Genomic DNA, 20,612 nt, shown 5'->3' on the forward strand with positions numbered 1-20,612 from the left:
CACTATTTATTTTTCTTTCTTATCCGGGTCATGGACATCGTCCGGACGCACAAAATAATCATAATTTCTCTGGGCGATGGAATCCTGGGGTTCTCTCACATAGCTGTTCTCCAAATCCACCCAGTACTTGTTAGTCAGGCCAAACATACTCATGGTCGTAAAGCATTTATATCCGGTATCATCAAAGTGATAATCCACATAGTTGTTGTTCTGCTCCATCATCACATGACGTCCCACATCCAGCATGGCTAACATCGCCGCGTGCATGGAATAGTGAACCCCCACCAGCTTGTAGTTGCCCAAATCCTTCAGCTGCTCCATGGTAATCTCATGGGGATCATGGGCCGCGCCACAGATATCCGGGTACCACATCGGACAGTTGCAGGCGTCTCTTAACTTCTTGCACAGCTCGTATTTATCGCCCTTCACCTTGTGCATCCAGAGGATACAAAGCATATCTGCCCCGGCCTCCCAGTAGGCCTTCAGACGGGCCACACAGTCGTCAAAATCTTCCTCCGGGTTAGTATCACACCGGGCAATCAGGAATCCATGGCGGCCATCCGCGTCCAGACCGTCTCTTGCCGCTTTGAAGCGGAGCACCGCATCCTCAATCGGAAGCTGCCCAGCTCTTCCCAACTCGCTGGTATCCGTCACCAGCACGCCAGCCGCACCGGCTTTCATGATTCTCTTACATCCCACATAGGTATTCAGTCCACGGCCAAATCCAAATCCGTCATCCGCATCAATAATCAGCGGCATCTGTGTCATATTGGTAATCCGGTCCGTCACCTGGCAGAAATCGTCGATGGATAACAGCTGTAAATCCGGAACTCCGGTCAGCGCGCACGCCAAATCCCCGCTGCTCACCATAATCACTTCAAATCCATTCATCTCCGCCGCCTTGGCAGAGGCACAGTCGTGAAGCTCCGGCACAATCCGTACCTTATCGTCACTGACTAACTCCCTCAATCGGTCTGCTGCATTGTACATAAGTAAGTCTCCTCTCTGAATTTACAGTCTGTCTTTGATATCAATCTTCTTGAACTCGTCCGGATAAGGCGCCACCTTATGGCCCACGATGGTGTACTCCTTGTCTTCCCCGGTAAAGGAATTTTCCAGTTCCAAGTAATCCTGCGGTGCAAATAATGGGCTGGCGCTGAAATCCGGCTGGCCGGTTCCTGATGCATGGGTGAAGGTGTAAGCCACGCTCTGGTCTCTGAAGTTGGCAAGACCATGCTCCAGCATGCCTTCCATCGCCGCTTTCATGGTGTAGTGGGTGGAACACATCTTGAATCCCAGCGGTGTCAAATCGTCCATGGTCACGGCTGGAACCCCGTTGTCCGCCCGGACATCCGCAAAGATCTTCCAGCCCGGTACCAGCTCCGCCATCTCCTTCGCCTTGTCAAGTGTCGTGATCAGCACCATCATCGCCATATCCGCTCCCATCTCCATGGCGATGCGGAGTCTCTCACAGCCTTCCTTCATCTGCTCTGGATCGTAGGGGTCCGCATTGGAGCGGGCAATCAGCAGGCAGTCCGTTCCTTTTAATGCTTCCACCGCCGCTTTCACCTTTGCCAGGTACTTCTCTCTCGGAAGAATCTTGCAGGTGTCTTCCATATCTCCCGCATCCTCCAGCTGAATCGCCGCAGCTCCCGCCGCTGAGAGGCGCTTCGCCGAGCGGTACACCGCCAGCGGTCCTCCAAATCCGTCCTCTATATCTGCAATCAGTGGAATGGAGCTGGTCTGGGAAACCCGGCTTACCACCCACTCCAAATCGGTTAAATTGGTAAATCCGTAATCAATGACGCCGTTTAAGCTGATGGAAACCTCTCCTCCACTCAACAAACTGGCTGGGAAACCGCACATCTCCACCGCCCGGTTGGATGCACAGTCATACACACATGGTACGAGAAAGCACTTGTCGCTCTCCTCCAGTAACTGTCTTAATGTTTTTCTGCTAGACATTTTTCCTCTCCCTCTCTTTTCACTCTGAATTTGCTCGGAACACGATTTGACAGCCGACGGTATCGACTGTATTCGACAACGATTTATGCTAGTTGTGAACTTGTGTTATGCGTGTAGTATACAACACTTCTTTTACTTATACAATGCACATTAATAACAGATTTATATTCCATTTTTTGTGCATAATTTCCAAATCCACCAGCAGGCTTTTCGCCTCCAATCCTTGATACCCCGTTACATCCAGCCAAAAATATAGCAAAATCATACAATTTTGAAATTCATAAATAAGCATTTTTCAGGTTGCCAGATTGTATTTTTTGTCATACAATAGTGTTATTAATATTCCTGTTGTATACTTTATGGTTTCCATTTTACCCATAACTACAGGACAGAGGAGTCAACTATGCCAACAAATGCGAACCGTGATTTGAAGAATCACACTTATCAGATTTTAAAAGAACGATTAATCAACTGCATATACGAACCGGGCACCATGTTAAATGAAGCGCAGCTCGCCACCGATTTGGGGCTGAGCCGTACCCCGGTGAGGGAAGCCATCAGCAGGCTGGAGATGGACGGGTTTATCAAAATCATTCCCAAGAAGGGAATCTACGTGTCCGACATCCAGTTAAGCGACGTTCTCCAGATATTCCAGACCCGCTATGAGATTGAGCCGGTAGCCCTGCGCATGGCCGCGCCTCACCTCCCTATGGAGGAGTTATATGAATTCCGCAAGAAATTTCAGGGGGATTTGACCGATATCCAGAATGGATACCGCCTGGACACCGCCATGCATCTCTTCATCATCGAGCACTGCGGCAACCGTTATATTATTGATATGATGCACAAGCTGTTCGACGACAACACGAGAGTTATCATCGCCAGCAAGCAGAACCAGGTCCAGATTCACGATGCCCGCCACGAGCACCTGGAAATCATCGAAACCCTGATTGACAAGGAATACGAAAAAGCCGCCGCCATGATGCAGACCCACATCGAGTCCTGCCGCCGGGCCGCCGTAGACTATTTCTATTCCCTCCAGGCCTTCAGTTCCACCCCGCCGCCCACCTATAAGCAGCGGCTGCAGGAGCTGGAGATTTAGATAATATCACAAGATATAAAATTGCAGAAAAAACGCCCTGACGATATGTGTGATAAAAACCTTACCACACAGCTTCGTCAGGGCCTTGTTTTGTTTACCAGTTATAATGCTTAATCAACGCCTGGGTTCCCAAATCGCCCATGCCTTCCGCTTCCAGCTCCCTGCACATGGAGAGAACATCTTCCAGGACTGTCAGCTCTGCGGACACATCCTTCGCCTCTTCGTCCGCCAGACTCATATCCTTGATAAAATGTTTTAAGAAGAATCCTGGCTCAAAGTTATTGACGAGGGCCTTGGAAGCCACGTTGTTCATCTGGGCGCTTCCGGCGGCTCCGGTGGAGATGGATTTCAGCATGACATCCACATCAAGCCCCACCTTTTTAGCGTAGACCATGGCCTCGCAGGCGCCTGCCAGGGCACCGGCAATGGCAATCTGGTTGCACATCTTGGTGTGCTGGCCGTTGCCGGCTTTGCCTTCATAATTGATGTTCTTACCCATGGCTTCCAGCACCGGAAGACAGGCATCAAACACTTCTTTGTCGCCGCCCGCCAGGATTGTCAGCGTTCCCGCCTTCGCGCCGGTATCGCCGCCGGTCACTGGGGCATCCAAGGCGTACAGTCCTGCTTTCATCGCTTCCTCATAGATGCGGACTGCCAGCTTCGGGCTGGTGGTTGTCATGTCAATCAGATAGGTTCCCTTGTCCGCGTTGGCAATGATTCCACTCTCACCAAAGTAAACCTCCTCCACATCCTTCGGATATCCAACGATGGTGATGACCACGTCCTGTCCCTTGGCGCACTCCGCCACGGTATCACACCAGCGGGCTCCCTCAGCAATCACATCCTCCACCTTCGCCTTGGTTCTGGTGTAAATGCTGACCTCATATCCTGCCTTTCTCAAATTGCGCACCATGGATTTCCCCATGATACCCACACCGATAAATCCAATTTTCTTCATCATTCATACCCCTTTTCTGTCGTTATACTCTTCTATTATCTGTTGATATTCCACTGATTTTCAACCTTCAGAATGTTATTCCACTGATTCCACAGCCATCCTTCTATCGGTTCTCAATATCCATCACCATATCCACCCGCCGCTGGTGTCTTCCACCCTGATATTCCGCGTCCAGCCACTCGTCCGTTATCATCTTGGCCATCTCAATCCCAATCACTCTCGCGCCAAACGCCAGAACGTTGGAATCATTGTGCATCCTGGACAATTTGGCCGTGTAAGGCTCGCTGCACACACAGGCGCGGATTCCCTTCACCTTGTTGGCCGCCAGGGAAATCCCCACTCCGGTGCCGCAGATGGCAATGCCCAAATCCGCCTCGCCGGATACCACTGCCCGGCCTACCTTCTCACCGTACACCGGATAATCGCAGCTCTCCGGGGAATCCGTTCCCAGATTCAGCACATCAAACCCTCTCTCCAGCAAGTGGTCCACAATCGCATTCTTCATCTCAATCGCCGTATGGTCATTTCCAATTGCAATTTTCATAAGCTCTCTCCTTTATGTTCAACTCTAAGTGTCCGTTATCCGTCTGCTATTTCGTTCCGCCCATGATTCTCCCGGCGGCTCATCCCCTGTCATAGAACTTCACAATCCGATCCAGCCGCGAGGTCATACCACATAACATCATATCCAGTATCGTCAACGCCGTCATGCACTCCACCACCACAACCGCTCTCGGCACCACAATGGGGTCGTGGCGTCCTTTGATAACCACGTCCACATTTTCGCCGTCACGGTTCACCGTGTGCTGCTCCGACGCGATGGACGGCGTCGGCTTAAATGCCGCCCGCAGCACAATCCTGCTTCCATCGCTCATGCCTCCCAGGATGCCCCCGGAATGGTTGCTCCGTTTCTCCACGCCTCCACCGGCGCCAGCGTAAAATTCATCATTATTTCCGAAGCCCGACGACTTAGCTACCGCGAATCCGTCTCCAATCTCCACGCCCTTCACGGCGCCGATGGACATCACTGCCTGGGCCAGTCTGGCGTCCAGCTTGTCAAAGACCGTCTCGCCAATCCCCGCCGGCACGCCATCCACCACACATTCCACCACGCCGCCAGCCGAGTCCTTCTGCTCCATCAATTCATCCAGATAGGCTTCCGCCAATGCCGCCGCCTTCGCATCCGGCATGCACACCCGGTTCCGCCCTGTCTCCGTCATATCAAACCGCTCCGCCGCCACCTCGATGCCGCCGATGGAGCGGGTATAAGCCATCACCTGAACTCCCAGACTGCCCAGCAGCTTTGCCGCCACCGCGCCGGCCGCCACCCTTCCGATGGTCTCCCGGCCGGACGAGCGTCCGCCGCCCCGGTAATCCCGGAATCCGTATTTCTCATCAAAGGTGTAGTCCGCATGTCCCGGCCGGTAGATGTCCATAATCTCGCTGTAATCGTGAGACCTCTGGTCCTGGTTGCGCACCAGCAGGGAAATCGGCGTTCCCGTCGTCCTTCCCTCAAACACGCCGGACAGTATCTCCACCTGGTCACCCTCCTGGCGCATGGTGGTATACCGGCTCTGTCCCGGTTTTCTCCTGTCTAAGTAGACCTGAATATCTGCCTCCGACAGTTCCAGTCCAGCCGGACACCCGTCTATCACCACACCGATGCCCTTCCCGTGGGACTCCCCCCACGTGGTAATCCGAAACATTGTCCCCCATGTTGAACCTGCCATATTCTGTCCTCTTCTATCTCAATCCTACTATTTCAACACTTCTATTCCAGCGCTTACTTCCCCACCTTAACAATCGCACAGCAGTTAGGCTCGTCCACCTTAACTTCCTTGCTGCTCATCACCAGCAGCCCCGCCTCATAATCCACCTTAAAGAACGTAATACTCCCCGTCTCATGGTTAAACGAAGCGATATGCTTGTCATCCGGGAACACCGCGATATCCTTCGGATACTCCCCGCTGATTGGCAGACAGGTAATCTGCTCCAGCATCCCGGTCTTCTCATCCCTCTTGTAAATGCTGACCGTATCATCTCCCGCATTTCCACAGAACAGATACTTCGCATCGCTGGAGAACCGGATGGCACAGGCCGCCGTCAGCTGGCTCTTCTTCTTCCCGGTGGTGGAAACTGTCTGTATCTTCTCAATCACAGGCGCCTTCTTCCCGGTCTCGTAGGTATACACATCAATCACATTTTTCACTTCATACATCAGATAGATAAACTTCCCGTCCGGGCTGAAGATGAAATGTCTCGGCGCAGACTCCAAATCGCAGGGAATCGTGTCCACTAGAATCAGCTCCTTGTCATTCTCGCTGAACCGGTACACCTTCACCTGGTCAATCCCCAAGTCCGCTACCATAATAAACTGTCTGTCCGGCGTCATACGGCAGCAGCTCACGTGGGGACGGAAGGTTCTCTCCGCCACACTGCCCAGCCCCTTGTGATACACACCGGCAGCGATATCCCCGATACTGCCATCCGGATTCAGATGCATCACCGTGGCCTTGCCGTCATGATATCCCGATATAAACAGATATTTATCCTCAGAATCCGTAGACAGATGACATCCTCTCATACCCCTGATATTGGCCGTGTTGAGACGGGTAATGCTTCCATTCTCATGAATCCGGAACGACACCACTCCCTCATCCGCAATCGAGTACAGCGTTTTTCCATCATTGGACGGCACCAGGTAGGACGAATTATCAACCTCCACCTGACATCTCTCTTTAAATCTGCCATTCTCAACGTCCACATCATAGACGGTTATCCCCTTCGCACTGCCCGTGTAGGAATACGAGCCCACATACGCCATATACATCCCTTTCATCTGTCAATCCTCCTAAAATCTTACGTTCTCGCCAGGGTAACTCATCGGTAACGTACGCCATCTTCTTGCATGGCCTTCGGCCACACAAGAAGCATCGGAGGTTCCTCCGATGTGAATATAGATGCCAAAAACCGCTTACAAGCAAGCTTGACACGGCTTTTAACATCTATATTCCCGCTGTCCTGAACAGTTACAAGCAAACTAAAATAATCATATCACAAAATGCTTAAAAAATCTATTGACACCGCTATATTTTTCTGTATAATAAAACTTGCTGCTTGTTTATTATTACTAAACTTTTTGGTTATATTTATTATCAGTTAGTATTTCTAAACTTTTGATTTAATATATCCAACAGGGAGGGGCAATATGGATATTGGTTCAAAATTGAAAGAACTTCGGGTCTTGAAGGGCCTGACGCAGGAGGAGCTGGCCGACAGAGCCGAGCTTTCCAAGGGATTTATCTCCCAGCTGGAGAGGGATTTGACCTCACCGTCCATCGCCACCCTGATGGATATCCTCCAGTGTCTGGGAACCACTATCGGTGAATTCTTTAACGAGACGCCAGAGGAACAGATTGTATTCGGCAAAGCCGACTATTTCGAGAAACACGATGCCGAACTGAAAAATGAAATCAAGTGGATTATCCCCAATGCCCAGAAAAACGTGATGGAGCCCATCATGCTGACTTTGGAAGCCGGCGGGGAGACCTACCCGGACAATCCCCATGAGGGGGAGGAATTCGGCTACATTCTTCAGGGAAGTATCTCCATTCATATAGGAAATAAGACATATCGGGCCAAAAAAGGGGAATCCTTTTACTTTATACCGGATAAAAAGCACTATTTAACCAGCAAGACAGGGGCCGCCCTTTTGTGGGTCAGCTCGCCGCCAAGTTTTTAACATTATCATACATTCAGGAGGACATACGTCATGGGTCAGTCTTTAATTGATTTGGTGCACATCACCAAAAGCTTCGATGGCGACATCGTGTTGGACGATTTAAATCTTTCCGTAAAGGAGAATACCTTCGTCACCTTACTTGGTCCCAGCGGCTGCGGCAAAACTACAACCCTGCGTATCATCGGCGGCTTCGAGAAGGCAGATTCCGGCAAAGTCATCTTCGACGGCCAGGACATCGGCAACATTCCGCCCAACAAACGCCAGTTAAACACCGTATTCCAGAAATACGCTCTGTTCCCGCACATGAACATCGCGGAGAACATCGCCTTCGGCCTAAAAATCAAAAACAAGCCGAAAGCCTACATTGACGACAAAATCAAATACGCCTTAAAGCTGGTGAACTTATCCGGCTTTGAAAAACGCAGCGTGGACTCCTTAAGCGGCGGCCAGCAGCAGCGAATCGCCATTGCCAGAGCCATCGTCAACGAGCCCAAGGTTCTGCTTCTCGACGAGCCCTTAGGCGCCCTGGATTTAAAGCTGCGCCAGGATATGCAGTATGAGTTAATCCGCCTGAAAAATGAACTTGGCATCACCTTCATCTATGTGACCCACGACCAGGAGGAGGCCCTCACCATGTCCGACACCATCGTCGTCATGAACCAGGGCTACATCCAGCAGATGGGTTCCCCGGAGCAGATATACAACGAGCCGGAAAATGCTTTCGTGGCCGACTTTATCGGCGAGAGCAACATCGTTCCCGGCATCATGATCCGGGATGAGCTTGTGGAGATATTCGGCTCCCGGTTCGCCTGCGTGGATAAAGGCTTTGGCAACAACAAGCCGGTGGACGTGGTCATCCGCCCGGAGGACATCGATCTGGTAAGTCCGGAAAACGGGACCTTAAAGGGCGTCTGCACCCACCTGATATTCAAGGGCGTCCACTACGAGATGGAGGTAACAACCCCCGACGGTTATGAGTGGCTTGTACACAGCACAGACATGTGTCCGGTTGGTCAGGAAGTGGGCATCCATGTGGACCCCTTCGATATCCAGATTATGAACAAACCGGCTTCTGAAGATGAGGAGGCGGTGGGTGTCAATGAGTAAAAAATTATTATCCGGACCGTATCTTCTGTGGATGGCGGCATTTACCATCATTCCACTGGCATTAATCGTGTATTACGGGCTGACGGACAAGACAGGCGCCTTCACCATGGCCAACGTCATGGCCATCGCCACGGCGGAGCACTCCAAAGCCCTGTGGCTGTCCCTGGGACTGTCCCTCATCAGCACCGTTATCTGCCTGCTGCTGGCTTACCCCCTGGCTATGATTCTGAGAAACCGGGGCATCGGCAAAGGCAGCTTTGTGGTATTTATCTTCATCCTGCCCATGTGGATGAACTTTCTGCTCCGCACACTGGCGTGGCAGACACTGCTGGAAAAGAGCGGCGTTATCAACGGCATTTTAACCGCTCTCCACCTGCCAAACCAGTCCTTAATCAACACACCGGGCGCCATCATCCTGGGTATGGTATACAACTTCCTGCCCTTCATGGTGCTTCCCATCTACAACGTGCTCTGCAAGATTGATGACAACACCATCAACGCCGCCCACGATTTGGGCGCCAACTTCACGCAGACACTGGTGCGCATCTGGATACCCTTAAGCCTTCCGGGCATTATCAGCGGTATCACCATGGTGTTCGTACCCGCGCTGACCACCTTCGTCATCTCCAACTTACTGGGTGGCAGCAAGATATTACTGATTGGAAATGTAATCGAGCAGGAATTTACCAAGGGAAGCAACTGGCATTTAGGCTCCGGCCTGTCCCTGGTACTGATGGTATTTATCCTGATCAGTATGGCTCTCATCGCCAAATATGACAAACAGGGGGAGGGCACGGCATTCTGATGAACACGGCAAAAAAGAGAATCAAACGAATTGCGGAAGATTTCTATCTGGTGTTAATCTTAATCTTCCTGTACGCCCCCATCCTGACCATGATGGTTCTGTCCTTCAACAACTCCAAGTCCAGAACCCAGTGGGGCGGTTTCACCTTAAAATGGTACGGCCAGATGTTTGAGAGCGCCACCATCATGGACGCTTTGGGCAACACGCTGCTCATCGCCTTTGTATCGGCCCTTGTGGCCACCATCATCGGCACGGCGGCTTCCATCGCCATCAACAACATGAAACGGGTGCCCCGCTCCATCGTCATGGGCATCACCAACATCCCCATGCTGAACGCGGATATCGTCACTGGTATCTCGCTGATGCTGGCATTTATCGCCTTTGGCATCTCCCTGGGGTTTAAAACCATTTTAATTGCACATATTACCTTTAATATTCCCTACGTGATACTCAGCGTCATGCCGAAGTTAAAGCAGACCAGCAAGAGTACCTACGAGGCCGCCATGGATTTGGGAGCTTCCCCAATCTATGCATTTTTCAAAGTGGTATTCCCGGATATCCTTCCCGGGGTTTTGTCCGGCTTTCTGCTGGCCTTTACCATGTCACTGGATGATTTTATTATCACCCACTTCACCAAGGGCGCGGGCATCAACACCCTGTCCACCCTGATTTACAGCGAGGTCCGCAGGGGCATCCGTCCTTCCATGTACTCGCTGTCCACCGTCATTTTCCTGGTGGTACTGATACTGCTGTTAATCACAAACTTTGTACCAAACAAGAAAAAAGAGGAGAAATAAGATGATGAAAAAGAAAGCATTAGCCCTGTCCCTTGTGACAGTTCTGGCGGCCTCCCTGGCCCTCTCCGGCTGCGGGAAATCCGAATCCTCCGATGGCGCCGGAAAAGTATATGTGTACAACTGGGGCGAGTACATCGACGATGAAGTCATCGACATGTTTCAGGAGGAGACCGGCATTGAGGTGGTCTACGATATGTTTGAGACCAACGAGGAAATGTATCCGGTTGTGGAAGCCGGCGGCGTGACCTACGATGCCATCTGCCCTTCCGACTACATGATTCAGAAAATGCGGGAGAACAACCTGCTGGCCGAGATTAACTTTGACAATGTGCCCAACATTTCCGAGATTGACCCGGAATTTATGGAGCGCTCCAAGAGCTTTGACCCGGAGAACAAGTACTCCGTTCCCTACTGCTGGGGAACCGTGGGCATTCTCTACAACACCTCCATGGTAGCTCCGGAGGATGTGCCGACCAAGTGGTCCGATTTGTGGAACGATAAATTTTCCGGCGAAATTCTGATGCAGGACAGCGTCCGTGACGCCTTCATGGTGGCATTAAAGTCTCTGGGATATTCCATGAACACCACCAACGAAGCCGAGCTGCAGCAGGCGAGAGATTTGCTGATTGAACAGAAGCCTCTGGTTCAGGCTTACGTCATCGACCAGGTCCGCGACAAGATGATAGGCGGCGAGGCGGCCATCGGCGTCATTTACTCCGGGGAAATGCTTTACATCCAGGAGGAAGTGGAGAATCTGGGCCTGGACTACAAGCTGGAGTACGTGCTTCCGGAAGAGGGAACCAACGTATGGCTGGATTCCTGGGTGATTCCCGCCAACGCCAAGAACAAGGAGAACGCGGAGAAATGGATTAACTTCCTGTGCCGCCCGGACATTGCAAAGAGAAATTTTGAGTACATCACCTACGCCACACCCAACAAGGGCGCCTTCGAACTGCTGGACGAGGACCTTCAGAACAACAAGGCCGTGTTCCCGGACATCGATTCCCTGGACAAATCCGAGGTATTCCAGTACTTAGGCGACGATGTGGATGCCATTTACAATGATATGTGGAAAGAAGTGAAATCAAAATAAGATACAGAGGGGGTTTTTTATGATTTTGGAAGAGATGGAATTACTGCTTCGCCATGTGGTGGATTTGGCGATTATCCTGTTTGAGTTTGTAGGTGTTTTCGTCATTCTCATCGCCGGCGCGAGAGGCGTCTGGGATTACATCAAACACAATCCACAGATTCGCTTAAACCTTGCCACCGGCATGGCGCTGGGACTGGAGTTCAAGCTGGGCAGCGAGATTCTCCGTACCGTTGTGGTCCGGGAGCTGGCCGAGATTGCCACCGTGGCCGCCATCATCGCCCTGCGGGCCGCGCTGACCTTCCTGATTCACTGGGAGATTAAGGTGGAGAAGGCCGACGAGGAAATGCAGCATCATCATGAAATTCCGGAAAAAGTGTAACGCAAGAAAAACAAAAGAAAAGCAAGGCGTCCAGACGCAGGTTATCTGCCTTAGGACGCCTTGCTTTTTATTGTTAGTCTGTCTTTTTGACGCTTCCCCGTTTCACCAGCTCCGCCTGAAACTCCACCTTCTTAGCCAGGGTCCGCTTGTGATGAATCCGCTCCTCCAGCACAGCCACCGCTTCCTTCCCCATCTCGTAGGTATGGACATCCACGGTAGTCAACGTGGGAAATGAAAACGTGCCGGAGCTGTCACCGTTGATGGCCGTGACCGCTACCACATCGGGAACCCCGATAGAGTGCTCGTTTAACGCCTTGATTGCGCCGATTGCGATGGGGTCGTTGGAGATAAAGAAGGCGTCCGGCAGTTCCCTGTCCTCGGCCAGCCACCGGTTCATCATCTGGCAGCCGCTCTCCACGCCATGCTCTCCCACCATGGAACCCACGAATTCCAGCTCCGGATGGGATTTCATATACTGCTCAAAATATGCAGACTTGCTGAAATCCGGAGGCGTATCCTCGTTGTCATAACCCCCCATGTAAGCGATTCTCCTATGTCCACATTCTCTCAAATAATCCATATTTTTGTAGACACAGTCTTTAATATCATAGGTAATCCAGTCCATCTTATCGGGATAATAATTTACCTTGCCGATAAACACGATGTTGGATGTCCTAATTTTCTTTAAAATCAGGTCTACCTGAGCCTTCTCAAAATTTCCTACCACCAGCGCTCCGTCCGGCTTCTCCTCCACCGAGTCGATAAACTGGAACGGCGTAAATGTAAACTTGTACTTCCTCTTGTAACAAGCCTCCTCAATCCCGGTTCTGACGGAGAAATAATAGGCATTGTCAACCTGGTTCATAAAGTGGGTATCCTTGTGAACCACCATGATGTTGGTTGTGGTGCGGTTCAGCATCTTCTCCTGTTTCATCTCATATCCAAGTGCCCTGGCTGCCGCAAATATCTTTTCTCTGGTTTCATCTGAGGTTGACAGCGATGGGTCCTTGCGCAGAACCCTGGATACCGTAGATTTTGCCACTCCGGCTTCCCGTGCGATATCAAGCAATGTCGCCATGGCCCGCCCCTCTCTTTCCGCAGCTTCTTAAACCCGCTGCCTGTTTATCAACATTATATCATGTCCTGCATCATTTATCCAACGTCATCCTTACTTTTTCTTTCGACGCTTTTTATTTTTTTCGCCTTTCTTTGCCTTTTCCGGGACTACTTCTTCCTCGATATCAAATTCTTCAAAGTCCTCGACGCCACCGCTCATCTCGTTGATTTCCCCGACGATGCCGGTATCTTCCGTATCAGATTCGTCTGACTCCCCGGTTGAATCCTCCTCGGCATCCTCAGTTCCTTCTTCCTCTGTTTCGCTTTCCTCTCCTTCCCCACTCATATCATCCATGTTTCTGCCCATGGGAATCGCACCGGACAAAAAGAGGGACAGCTTCGCGCAGACAGGCCCCACCATCTCATACAGCACGGAGGACGACAGAATAATCGTCAGCATCAGATTTCCCGTCTCCACCGGCAGCATCCGCTGGCCCAGAAATGCCAGACCGATGGCCACCCCGGCCTGCGGAATCAGCGCCAGACCCATATAGCTTCGAATCTCCCGGCTGGTGCCGGTTATCAGACAGCTCACATACGTTCCCAGATATTTCCCGATAATGCGGACAATAAAATAAGTTACTCCAATCGTCCCCACCGTGGTCAGCGCCCGGATATCCAGGTTCATCCCCGATACGATAAAAAATACGGACATGACCGGAGGGGTGAAGTTATTGATTTGCCGGTACAGCTTCTTATCCCTCGTCAGATTGATGTAAGCCGCTCCAAATACCATGCAGGACAACAAGGGCGATATATCAGCCGCCGCGCATATCCCGGAGATTCCCAACAGCATGGCAATAGCCAGAATCAGCCGGTTGTCCTTACTCCTGGCCGGTATCAGCAGGCGGCTCAAAAAGTAGCCGCAGAAGAATCCAAGAACCAGCGCCAGCAGATTGTAGACAATGGGCATCACCACGTCGCTCATGGCCACGGCCCCCGCCGCATGTCCTCTTGCCAGCGCCGCCACCACGCTGAAGGCCAGCAGGCAGACCACATCGTCCAGCGCCACAATCTGCAGGAGCGTGTCGACGAATTCCCCTTTGGCCTTGTACTGGTTGATGGTCATCATCGTGCTGGCCGGCGCCGTTGCCGTGGCAATCGCCCCCAGAATCAGTGCAAAATCCCAGTCCAGTCCAAACAGCACCTTGACCGCCAGCGTCACCAGCACCCCCGCCGTCAATGCCTCAAACACGGTGATGATGATAATCTTTTTTCCCGTCCTTAACAGTACTTCCTTTTTAAAGAATTTTCCCACGCCGAACGCGATAAATGCCAGCGCCATATCACTGACAAAGCCCATATGGCCGATGATGTCCACCGGAATCAGATTCAGGCCATACGGTCCAATCAGAATTCCGGCCAGAATATAACCGCTAACCTTTGGCAGATTCAAGGTATTGGTCAGTCTGGTCATCACAAAACCTGCAAACAATATCATAGAAAGAACAAGAAGTACCTCCGTCCCCTCGCTCAACTGACTCATAAATCCCTGTATTGCAACCGTCCCCTCTCCTGTTTCTCTCTATCTTACCTCCACTTTTTGATGACCCGTCCCGGCTCATCCGATTCAAACATGGTGACTCCCAGCTCCATAGCCGCCTGCTCCCACTGCTCTTCCCGGAGGATGGCGCCGCTCACATAATATCCGTTTTCTTTCAGCCGTCTGATAATCTCCGGCGTCATATTGTAGACGTAGGACAAATACACCAGCGCGTCCATGGAGCGCATCAATGCCACCGGGTCCTCCGGCACAAATGGCACGATCAGGCCAGTCTCCGTCCCCGGGCTCAACTGCTTCACCCGGCGCAGCACCTGGTAATCCTGACCAAACAGAAACACCTGGCCGCTCATCCCGCTCTGCTTTATCATCGGAAGCATGAGTTCCACCAGCTTTAAATTGACCGCCTGCATCCTGAGCGGAACCGTCTTTAACTCCAGCCCAAAATACGCGTCATGGCTGCATCCCCACTCCATAGCCTCCGCCAGCGTGCAGAGCCCTGGCACCGCGGCCTGAAGTTCTTCCAGTGTATGCTCATGGACATAACCGGTCAACGCCGTTTTCTTTTCCAGGCGCACATCGTGGTACACCACGGGAATGGAATCTTTGGTCAGCTGAATATCAATCTCCAGATAATCCGCTCCCTGCCTCAGTCCTTCCTCCATGGCCGCGATGGAATTCTCCTCGTACTGGCAGGCACATCCCCTGTGCCCACCTATCAATACCTGTTTTGCTCCTTCCAGCAGTGTTCTCATAAGACCAGATTCACCTTCGTTTCCTCGTCAAATACATTGATTTTGTCGGCCAGGCGGACATACAGCACGCCGTCTTTTGCCACCTCTTCCTTCAACTCCTGGAATCTGGAGGTGTCATCCAGCGTAATACGGATATGGTTCTCCCCGATATCACCGGTAGCCAGAAGTTCTTTTCCCAGGTTCTCCACCATCTGCACCTTTACCGGAAGGGTTCCATGGGACGGCTCCCTCTCAACCGTCATCTGATGGGAGCGGACGCCCAGCTTCACCTTCTTGCCGGCATGCATTTCCATCCGTTCCTCCATAACACCGGAAACCGGTATCTGACAGTCCCCAATCACATAGACACAGCCACCATCCTGTTTCTCAATCACCGCGTCAATAAAGTTCATAGGCGGATTTCCCATAAAGTTGGCCACAAACAGATTGGCCGGGTACTCATAGAGCATATCCGGCGTGTCGTACTGCTGGATATTGCCATTGTCCAGAATCGCAATCCGGTCCGCAATGGCCATGGCCTCCTCCTGGTCATGGGTCACAATGATGGAGGTTACTTTCAGCTCCTGCTGAATGGTCTTGATCACCTCACGAATCTCGATCTTCAACCTGGCATCCAGGTTTGACATCGGTTCATCCAGAAGCAGAATCTTCGGCTCCTTCACCAGGGCCCGGCACATGGCCACACGCTGCTGCTGTCCGCCGGAAAGCTGGGTGGGCCTTCTGTCCAGCAGATGCTCAATCTGAAGTTTCTTCGCCATCTCCCTGGCTTTCTGATGGCGCTCTTCCTTCCCCACGCCTTTCTGCTTTAGCGGGAATGCAATATTATCAATCACCTTCAGGTGGGGATACAGCGCGTAGGACTGGAACACCATACCGATATTGCGGTCCTTTGGCGCCTTCTCGGTCACATTTTCCCCGTCGAATAAAATCTCTCCGCTGGTGGTGTCCAAAAGCCCCGCGATACAGTTGAGGGTTGTGGATTTCCCACATCCTGACGGCCCTAAAAGCGCGATAAACTCCTGGTCACGAATCTCAATGTTGATGTTGTCCAACGCCACAACACCTCTGTCAAACTCTTTTCTCAAATTATTGATCTTTATCATATTAAACTCCTTTTCCTCCGCCTATATTGCCTTCCATCAACTGTTTCTGAGAGATAATAAAGAACACGAATACCGGAAGCATATACACAATCGCCATCGCCGCAAACACCCCATAATCCGCTATCATCTGCTCACTTCGTGACAGAGAGCGCAGGTACGTGGCAATCACTGGTGTCTTGGAATTAAATATCAGCGTATTAAACAAAATATAGTTGGACCACGCGCTTAAGAATGAAAAGATAGAGATTGACGCGATACCCGGTTTCACCAGATAGATAATCACCTGGAAGAACCCGGACAGCCGGCTGCACCCATCCACTAGAGTGGAGTTCTCTACATCCCTCGGAATTCCGTCAAAGAAATTCTTGATAATAAAGGTAGAGCCGGGTATTCGAAATGCAATCGCCACCAGCACCACTCCAAGCAGGGTGTTGACCAGTTTTAATGCCATCAGCACGTACAGCACCGCAATCAACAGCAGCAGATTGGGGAACATGCGGAGTACCAAAAGCGCGTTCTGAATCAGCTTTCTCCCCCGAAATTCCAGTCTGGAGAGAGCGTAGCCTGACAGACAGCTGATTACCACCTCACAGGTCGTCACCACCACCGTAAACAATACCGTGTTGCGAAATGCTTTCCCGATGGGCTTGATGGTGGTCTGTTTTAACTTCATTTCCTTATACATGAAATCAAAATTATGTAATGTAAACCGCCCGTCAGCGTCAAAAAACGCCAGCTTGAAAAAGCTCAAATACAGATAAAGAATCGGCAGGCACAACAGTATCATGACAATGATTGCAATCCGCTGTTTCTTTTTTTCCGTTTTACTGAGTGATATCATTCTACATCCTCCCTCCTACCGTTCATTCTGTTTCTGCATGACTTTGTTCAGCAGTATCATCAATACCAGAACAATCAGAATCAGCACCAGCGATATCGCCGCGCCGTATCCGTACTGCTGGTCCGTAAATGCCTTGTGGTAAGCCGACAGCGCCCACACCTCCGTCTTAATCCCCGGTCCGCCGTTGGTGATTAACAGGATGGTCACATAGTTGGTCAAGAGTCCCAGCGTCTCCCATAGGGCGATAAACTGTATGTGATAACGGATATTAGGCAGGATGATGCTTTTGATAATCTCCCACTCTCCGGCCCCGTCCACGTGGGCCGCCTTGAACTGGTTGTCCGGTATGCTCTTGATGGCGCTGGAAAAGATCGTCGTCCCGTAGGCGATACTGGTCAGAATCGTAGCCAGCAACACAATCTGCATGGGGTACTTGGCTATCCAGTTGATGGGCTCCGAATCCTTGAACGTCAAATAAATCTTATTGATAACCCCGTTCTCATTGGCTTCCAGAAGCCATATCCACAAAACCGAGTACACCACCGCCGGCGTAATCATAGGAATCATCAGAATCGATTTAAAAATGCTGGAATATTTATCCGTCCGGATAAAATAGGTGGTCAGTATTGCAAACATCAAATCCAGCACCACCGTGGCCGCAATCGCAACGCCCACAAAAATGCAGGTGTTCCTCACAATCGTGATGGTGTTGGGGTCCAGGAATATCTTTCGGAAGTTTTTAAAATTGTTGAACTCCCACACAAAAGAGGAATCCAGGCCGGTAAACGACATGGCAATCGTCAGCACCGCCGGAATCACATAGAATATTGAGACCAGAATCAGAAAAGGCGTCAAAAACAGATACGCCTGTCCATTTTTATGCTTCATAGGTTACCCCTCTCTTTAGAAAGAGGGCACGTGATTCCAGTGCCCTCTCATGTCAGTCTTATTTGAATACAATATCATCTACATTTAATTCCATCTGCGTCTTCAATGCCTTTAACGCGTCTTCCGGAGTAATCTGTCCCAGTTCCAGGCTGACAATCTGAGTGAACAGCTCACTCTTCAATGTCGCCACGCCGTCCACTGCCGGAATGGATTTTGCATAATCAGCCATGTAGGTTACATTTTTCAGAATCGGGTTATTCAAAATCACATCGGATTCATTTTCCGACTTGATACAGGACAGGGTGAAAATGGTGCTGCCGTGTTTTCCAAGATAGTCACTGGAACCGGCCGCCAGCTCCTTAAAGATCTCCTTGCAAATCTCCGGATACTCGGTGTCCGCGCTGATGGACATCATCTGAGGAGCTACCACTGCAAAGGGTTTGTCCGTATGCTCGGACTTCGGGAACAGTACGAAGGTCTCGTTCTGGGCAAATTCCTCTGTGGAAAGTCCTGCCGCCTCGGCTACATAAGTCGCGGAGAACATAGGACCGTAGTACGCAAATGCTTCTCCATTGCCAACCATCTTGTTGATGGTATCCCAGCCCAGCTGATTTAAGTTGGGAGGTGTGATTTTGGTGGTGTTGGCATTGTCATAAGTCATCTGAAGGAAGCGGAGAATTCCCTGCTCATCAAAGACCAGCTTGCCGTTCTCATCGTAGTACTCGCCGCCGAGAGCATTTAACATATCGAAAAAGTCGTTGCCGGCTCCCGGTCTGTGAACCAGGCCATATTTGGCTCCGCCCTTCTCCACAACCTCGGAGCAAAGCTCCAGGAACTGCTCCAGCGTAAACTCGCCGCTCTCAATCTTCTTCGGCAGAGCGTCGATGTCCTCCTGGCTCCAGCCGATATCCGCCAAATCCTTGTTGGAATAGTAAATGACACGCAGCGGCAAATCAAATGGCATGGCGTAGGCTTTGCCGTCCACCATGGCCGGTGTGAAGACGCCGTCCACAAACGCGTCGCTCATCACGTCGGAGATATCCAGCAGACATCCCGCATCCACAAAACCTGCCACATCCGCGTCGCAGATGAAAATATCCGGCGCGTCGCCGCTCTTGTGGGCAAACACGATATTGTTATGATACTCATTGTTGGCGATGGTCTGATAATCGGTCTCAAAATTAATCTTGATATTCTTTCCTTCCGCCTCATACCGCTCGTTCAGACGCTCCGCGGCGCCCAGAACCGCCTCCGGCATGGTGAGGAAATCACCGTTGAAACCAAGCTTTAAGGTAATCTCGCCGACCTCCTCCGGTCCCTCGGCCATTCCGGTATCTGCCATAGCCGTGGTTTCTTCCTTTGCTGGCGCTGTGGTGGAAGCCGCCGGCTCTGTCTCCTTCGTCTTACTGCCACAGCCCGCTGCCGCCAGCACTACCGCTGCGCAAAGTCCAAGTGCCAATGCCCGTTTTCCTGTTTTTTTCATAACTGCTTTCCTCCATTTTTCTTTTTATCTCTGGTTATCAGTAACTTCATTGCTTCTATTGCCGTCTCGATGGCCCGCGTCGTGTCGTGACACTGGATGTCCTCCAGCCCCATCTCACGCCTGGTCTGATTGCCAATCACCAGCAGTACCGTACCAACCCGCACCCGGCGGACGCCGCCCACAATAAACAGGGTGGCGGATTCCATCTCCGAAGTCAGGGCGCCACAGCGTTTCCACGCCTCCCAGTCTGCCTCCAGTTCCCGGCTGATGGGCATGTTCTCCGGCTCATGCTGGCCGTAGAACGAATCCTTGCACTGGACCACGCCGATATGTACGGTTCTCCCCAGGGCTTCCCCCGCATGTTTCAACGCCTCCACCACATCATAATGGGCCACCGCCGGATATTCCACCGGAGCGTACTCCCTGCCGGTTCCATCCATCCTGACAGCCCCTGTGGCCACCACCAAATCCCCGGCCAGAACCTCCGGCTGCATACCGCCTGAAGTTCCCACACGGATAAAGGTGTCCGCGCCGCAGTGCACCAGTTCCTCCAGCGCAATCGCCGCGGACGGTCCGCCGATTCCTGTGGAAGTGACACTCACCTTCTCCCCGCACAGCGTGCCGGTGTAGGTGACATATTCCCGGTTGGATGATACCAGTTTCGCATCATCCAGATATTCCGCAATCGCCTGACACCGCCCCGGGTCTCCCGGAAGTATCACGTATCTTCCAACCTGGCCTGGGGAAACTTTTATATGGTACTCACAGCCCTCGGAATATACATTTGCCATTCATACTCCTCCCTTCCATTGCATCTTATCATAGCTCTCATAAAGTTTACCATCTTTGTTTTGTTAAGTTTTTGTAAAGTTTACCTATAATTTCTATTTAAATTATAGCATACACATCGTATCTGTCAATTGTTTTTTTGTAAATTTATCACGTATTTTTATCTATTTTTAACAATTTTTGTTGCT

At 51.3% G+C, this 20,612-nt stretch carries 21 protein-coding genes; 7 read left to right on the forward strand and 14 right to left on the reverse strand.

Features of this window, described 5'->3' with window-relative positions; genetic code table 11:
• Positions 1-6: 6 nt before the first annotated feature.
• Together HMPREF9473_RS22535 and HMPREF9473_RS22540 are read right to left on the reverse strand one after the other, a co-directional pair.
• Positions 7-990: an isocitrate lyase/PEP mutase family protein gene (locus HMPREF9473_RS22535; protein WP_006782533.1), complete on the reverse strand. Its 984-nt coding sequence runs from the start codon at positions 988-990 to the stop codon at positions 7-9.
• Positions 991-1,011: 21 nt separating this feature from the next.
• The gene (locus HMPREF9473_RS22540; RefSeq protein ID WP_006782534.1) at positions 1,012-1,965 is read right to left on the reverse strand and encodes an isocitrate lyase/PEP mutase family protein; all 954 of its coding nucleotides are present in this window, start codon (positions 1,963-1,965) and stop codon (positions 1,012-1,014) included.
• A gap of 403 nt (positions 1,966-2,368) precedes the next feature.
• Here HMPREF9473_RS22540 and HMPREF9473_RS22545 point away from each other — a divergent pair, with 403 nt between their 5' ends.
• Positions 2,369-3,067, forward strand: coding sequence for a GntR family transcriptional regulator (locus tag HMPREF9473_RS22545; RefSeq protein ID WP_006782535.1), 699 nt, complete (start codon positions 2,369-2,371; stop codon positions 3,065-3,067).
• A 94-nt stretch (positions 3,068-3,161) separates the two neighbouring features.
• Here the strand turns inward: HMPREF9473_RS22545 and HMPREF9473_RS22550 are convergent, their stop codons facing one another.
• The 4 genes from HMPREF9473_RS22550 to HMPREF9473_RS22565 form a co-directional block, all read right to left on the reverse strand.
• Positions 3,162-4,025 (reverse strand): NAD(P)-dependent oxidoreductase, encoded by an 864-nt coding sequence (locus HMPREF9473_RS22550; protein WP_006782536.1) that lies wholly within the window; start codon positions 4,023-4,025, stop codon positions 3,162-3,164.
• 103 nt (positions 4,026-4,128) lie between these two features.
• A complete protein-coding gene (gene rpiB, locus HMPREF9473_RS22555; protein ID WP_006782537.1) occupies positions 4,129-4,569 on the reverse strand; it encodes a ribose 5-phosphate isomerase B in 441 nt (146 codons plus the stop codon).
• Positions 4,570-4,648: 79 nt separating this feature from the next.
• Positions 4,649-5,755 (reverse strand): chorismate synthase, encoded by a 1,107-nt coding sequence (aroC, locus tag HMPREF9473_RS22560; protein WP_006782538.1) that lies wholly within the window; start codon positions 5,753-5,755, stop codon positions 4,649-4,651.
• 53 nt (positions 5,756-5,808) lie between these two features.
• Complete coding sequence (locus HMPREF9473_RS22565; RefSeq protein ID WP_006782539.1) at positions 5,809-6,864, reverse strand: lactonase family protein; 1,056 nt, start codon at positions 6,862-6,864, stop codon at positions 5,809-5,811.
• A 369-nt stretch (positions 6,865-7,233) separates the two neighbouring features.
• Between HMPREF9473_RS22565 and HMPREF9473_RS22570 the strand changes: the two genes are divergently transcribed.
• The 6 genes from HMPREF9473_RS22570 to HMPREF9473_RS22595 are packed head-to-tail and all read left to right on the forward strand — an operon-like array spanning position 7,234 to position 11,948.
• Positions 7,234-7,767, forward strand: a complete 534-nt coding sequence (locus HMPREF9473_RS22570) for a helix-turn-helix domain-containing protein (RefSeq protein WP_006782540.1) — start codon at positions 7,234-7,236, stop codon at positions 7,765-7,767.
• Between the two features lie 30 nt (positions 7,768-7,797).
• Entirely contained in the window at positions 7,798-8,874 is a 1,077-nt protein-coding gene (gene potA, locus HMPREF9473_RS22575) for a spermidine/putrescine ABC transporter ATP-binding protein (protein WP_006782541.1), read from the forward strand.
• The gene (locus tag HMPREF9473_RS22580; RefSeq protein WP_006782542.1) at positions 8,867-9,679 is read left to right on the forward strand and encodes an ABC transporter permease; all 813 of its coding nucleotides are present in this window, start codon (positions 8,867-8,869) and stop codon (positions 9,677-9,679) included. The genes potA and HMPREF9473_RS22580 overlap by 8 nt, the downstream gene beginning before the upstream one ends.
• On the forward strand, positions 9,679-10,476 hold the full coding sequence (locus HMPREF9473_RS22585; RefSeq protein WP_006782543.1) for an ABC transporter permease: 798 nt from the start codon (positions 9,679-9,681) through the stop codon (positions 10,474-10,476). The genes HMPREF9473_RS22580 and HMPREF9473_RS22585 overlap by 1 nt, the downstream gene beginning before the upstream one ends.
• A gap of 4 nt (positions 10,477-10,480) precedes the next feature.
• Positions 10,481-11,569, forward strand: coding sequence for an ABC transporter substrate-binding protein (locus tag HMPREF9473_RS22590; protein ID WP_034860039.1), 1,089 nt, complete (start codon positions 10,481-10,483; stop codon positions 11,567-11,569).
• Positions 11,570-11,588: 19 nt separating this feature from the next.
• Positions 11,589-11,948 carry a DUF1622 domain-containing protein gene (locus tag HMPREF9473_RS22595; RefSeq protein ID WP_006782545.1) on the forward strand — a complete coding sequence of 120 codons (360 nt, stop codon included), beginning with the start codon at positions 11,589-11,591 and terminating at the stop codon, positions 11,946-11,948.
• Between the two features lie 73 nt (positions 11,949-12,021).
• Here the strand turns inward: HMPREF9473_RS22595 and HMPREF9473_RS22600 are convergent, their stop codons facing one another.
• The 8 genes from HMPREF9473_RS22600 to udp all read right to left on the reverse strand — a co-directional run bounded on the left by HMPREF9473_RS22600 (position 12,022) and on the right by udp (position 20,426).
• A complete protein-coding gene (locus tag HMPREF9473_RS22600) occupies positions 12,022-13,026 on the reverse strand; it encodes a LacI family DNA-binding transcriptional regulator (protein WP_006782546.1) in 1,005 nt (334 codons plus the stop codon).
• A gap of 90 nt (positions 13,027-13,116) precedes the next feature.
• The gene (locus tag HMPREF9473_RS22605; RefSeq protein WP_006782547.1) at positions 13,117-14,550 is read right to left on the reverse strand and encodes a cation:proton antiporter; all 1,434 of its coding nucleotides are present in this window, start codon (positions 14,548-14,550) and stop codon (positions 13,117-13,119) included.
• Positions 14,551-14,594: 44 nt separating this feature from the next.
• Entirely contained in the window at positions 14,595-15,320 is a 726-nt protein-coding gene (locus tag HMPREF9473_RS22610) for a glycerophosphodiester phosphodiesterase (RefSeq protein WP_006782548.1), read from the reverse strand.
• Positions 15,317-16,423 (reverse strand): ABC transporter ATP-binding protein, encoded by a 1,107-nt coding sequence (locus HMPREF9473_RS22615; RefSeq protein ID WP_006782549.1) that lies wholly within the window; start codon positions 16,421-16,423, stop codon positions 15,317-15,319. The genes HMPREF9473_RS22610 and HMPREF9473_RS22615 overlap by 4 nt, the downstream gene beginning before the upstream one ends.
• A 1-nt stretch (position 16,424) precedes the next feature.
• Positions 16,425-17,264, reverse strand: a complete 840-nt coding sequence (locus HMPREF9473_RS22620; RefSeq protein ID WP_006782550.1) for a carbohydrate ABC transporter permease — start codon at positions 17,262-17,264, stop codon at positions 16,425-16,427.
• Between the two features lie 15 nt (positions 17,265-17,279).
• Positions 17,280-18,152 carry a carbohydrate ABC transporter permease gene (locus tag HMPREF9473_RS22625; RefSeq protein ID WP_006782551.1) on the reverse strand — a complete coding sequence of 291 codons (873 nt, stop codon included), beginning with the start codon at positions 18,150-18,152 and terminating at the stop codon, positions 17,280-17,282.
• 58 nt (positions 18,153-18,210) lie between these two features.
• Positions 18,211-19,635: an ABC transporter substrate-binding protein gene (locus tag HMPREF9473_RS22630; RefSeq protein ID WP_006782552.1), complete on the reverse strand. Its 1,425-nt coding sequence runs from the start codon at positions 19,633-19,635 to the stop codon at positions 18,211-18,213.
• The gene (gene udp, locus HMPREF9473_RS22635; protein ID WP_006782553.1) at positions 19,632-20,426 is read right to left on the reverse strand and encodes a uridine phosphorylase; all 795 of its coding nucleotides are present in this window, start codon (positions 20,424-20,426) and stop codon (positions 19,632-19,634) included. The genes HMPREF9473_RS22630 and udp overlap by 4 nt, the downstream gene beginning before the upstream one ends.
• Positions 20,427-20,612 lie beyond the last annotated feature (186 nt).

Source organism: Hungatella hathewayi WAL-18680, from assembly GCF_000235505.1.
Lineage (GTDB): Bacteria > Bacillota > Clostridia > Lachnospirales > Lachnospiraceae > Hungatella_A > Hungatella_A hathewayi_A.

What these genes read in the sequence shown, in the direction of transcription:
- HMPREF9473_RS22630 (WP_006782552.1), bottom strand. Translation starts at nt 19,635, where the DNA reads ATGAAAAAAACAGGAAAACGGGCATTGGCACTTGGACTTTGCGCAGCG.
- rpiB (WP_006782537.1), bottom strand. Translation starts at nt 4,569, where the DNA reads ATGAAAATTGCAATTGGAAATGACCATACGGCGATTGAGATGAAGAAT.
- HMPREF9473_RS22595 (WP_006782545.1), top strand. Translation starts at nt 11,589, where the DNA reads ATGATTTTGGAAGAGATGGAATTACTGCTTCGCCATGTGGTGGATTTG.
- HMPREF9473_RS22545 (WP_006782535.1), top strand. Translation starts at nt 2,369, where the DNA reads ATGCCAACAAATGCGAACCGTGATTTGAAGAATCACACTTATCAGATT.
- HMPREF9473_RS22610 (WP_006782548.1), bottom strand. Translation starts at nt 15,320, where the DNA reads ATGAGAACACTGCTGGAAGGAGCAAAACAGGTATTGATAGGTGGGCAC.
- HMPREF9473_RS22620 (WP_006782550.1), bottom strand. Translation starts at nt 17,264, where the DNA reads ATGATATCACTCAGTAAAACGGAAAAAAAGAAACAGCGGATTGCAATC.
- HMPREF9473_RS22605 (WP_006782547.1), bottom strand. Translation starts at nt 14,550, where the DNA reads ATGAGTCAGTTGAGCGAGGGGACGGAGGTACTTCTTGTTCTTTCTATG.
- HMPREF9473_RS22590 (WP_034860039.1), top strand. Translation starts at nt 10,481, where the DNA reads ATGAAAAAGAAAGCATTAGCCCTGTCCCTTGTGACAGTTCTGGCGGCC.
- potA (WP_006782541.1), top strand. Translation starts at nt 7,798, where the DNA reads ATGGGTCAGTCTTTAATTGATTTGGTGCACATCACCAAAAGCTTCGAT.
- HMPREF9473_RS22625 (WP_006782551.1), bottom strand. Translation starts at nt 18,152, where the DNA reads ATGAAGCATAAAAATGGACAGGCGTATCTGTTTTTGACGCCTTTTCTG.
- udp (WP_006782553.1), bottom strand. Translation starts at nt 20,426, where the DNA reads ATGGCAAATGTATATTCCGAGGGCTGTGAGTACCATATAAAAGTTTCC.
- HMPREF9473_RS22570 (WP_006782540.1), top strand. Translation starts at nt 7,234, where the DNA reads ATGGATATTGGTTCAAAATTGAAAGAACTTCGGGTCTTGAAGGGCCTG.
- aroC (WP_006782538.1), bottom strand. Translation starts at nt 5,755, where the DNA reads ATGGCAGGTTCAACATGGGGGACAATGTTTCGGATTACCACGTGGGGG.
- HMPREF9473_RS22585 (WP_006782543.1), top strand. Translation starts at nt 9,679, where the DNA reads ATGAACACGGCAAAAAAGAGAATCAAACGAATTGCGGAAGATTTCTAT.
- HMPREF9473_RS22615 (WP_006782549.1), bottom strand. Translation starts at nt 16,423, where the DNA reads ATGATAAAGATCAATAATTTGAGAAAAGAGTTTGACAGAGGTGTTGTG.
- HMPREF9473_RS22600 (WP_006782546.1), bottom strand. Translation starts at nt 13,026, where the DNA reads ATGGCGACATTGCTTGATATCGCACGGGAAGCCGGAGTGGCAAAATCT.
- HMPREF9473_RS22565 (WP_006782539.1), bottom strand. Translation starts at nt 6,864, where the DNA reads ATGAAAGGGATGTATATGGCGTATGTGGGCTCGTATTCCTACACGGGC.
- HMPREF9473_RS22550 (WP_006782536.1), bottom strand. Translation starts at nt 4,025, where the DNA reads ATGAAGAAAATTGGATTTATCGGTGTGGGTATCATGGGGAAATCCATG.
- HMPREF9473_RS22535 (WP_006782533.1), bottom strand. Translation starts at nt 990, where the DNA reads ATGTACAATGCAGCAGACCGATTGAGGGAGTTAGTCAGTGACGATAAG.
- HMPREF9473_RS22580 (WP_006782542.1), top strand. Translation starts at nt 8,867, where the DNA reads ATGAGTAAAAAATTATTATCCGGACCGTATCTTCTGTGGATGGCGGCA.
- HMPREF9473_RS22540 (WP_006782534.1), bottom strand. Translation starts at nt 1,965, where the DNA reads ATGTCTAGCAGAAAAACATTAAGACAGTTACTGGAGGAGAGCGACAAG.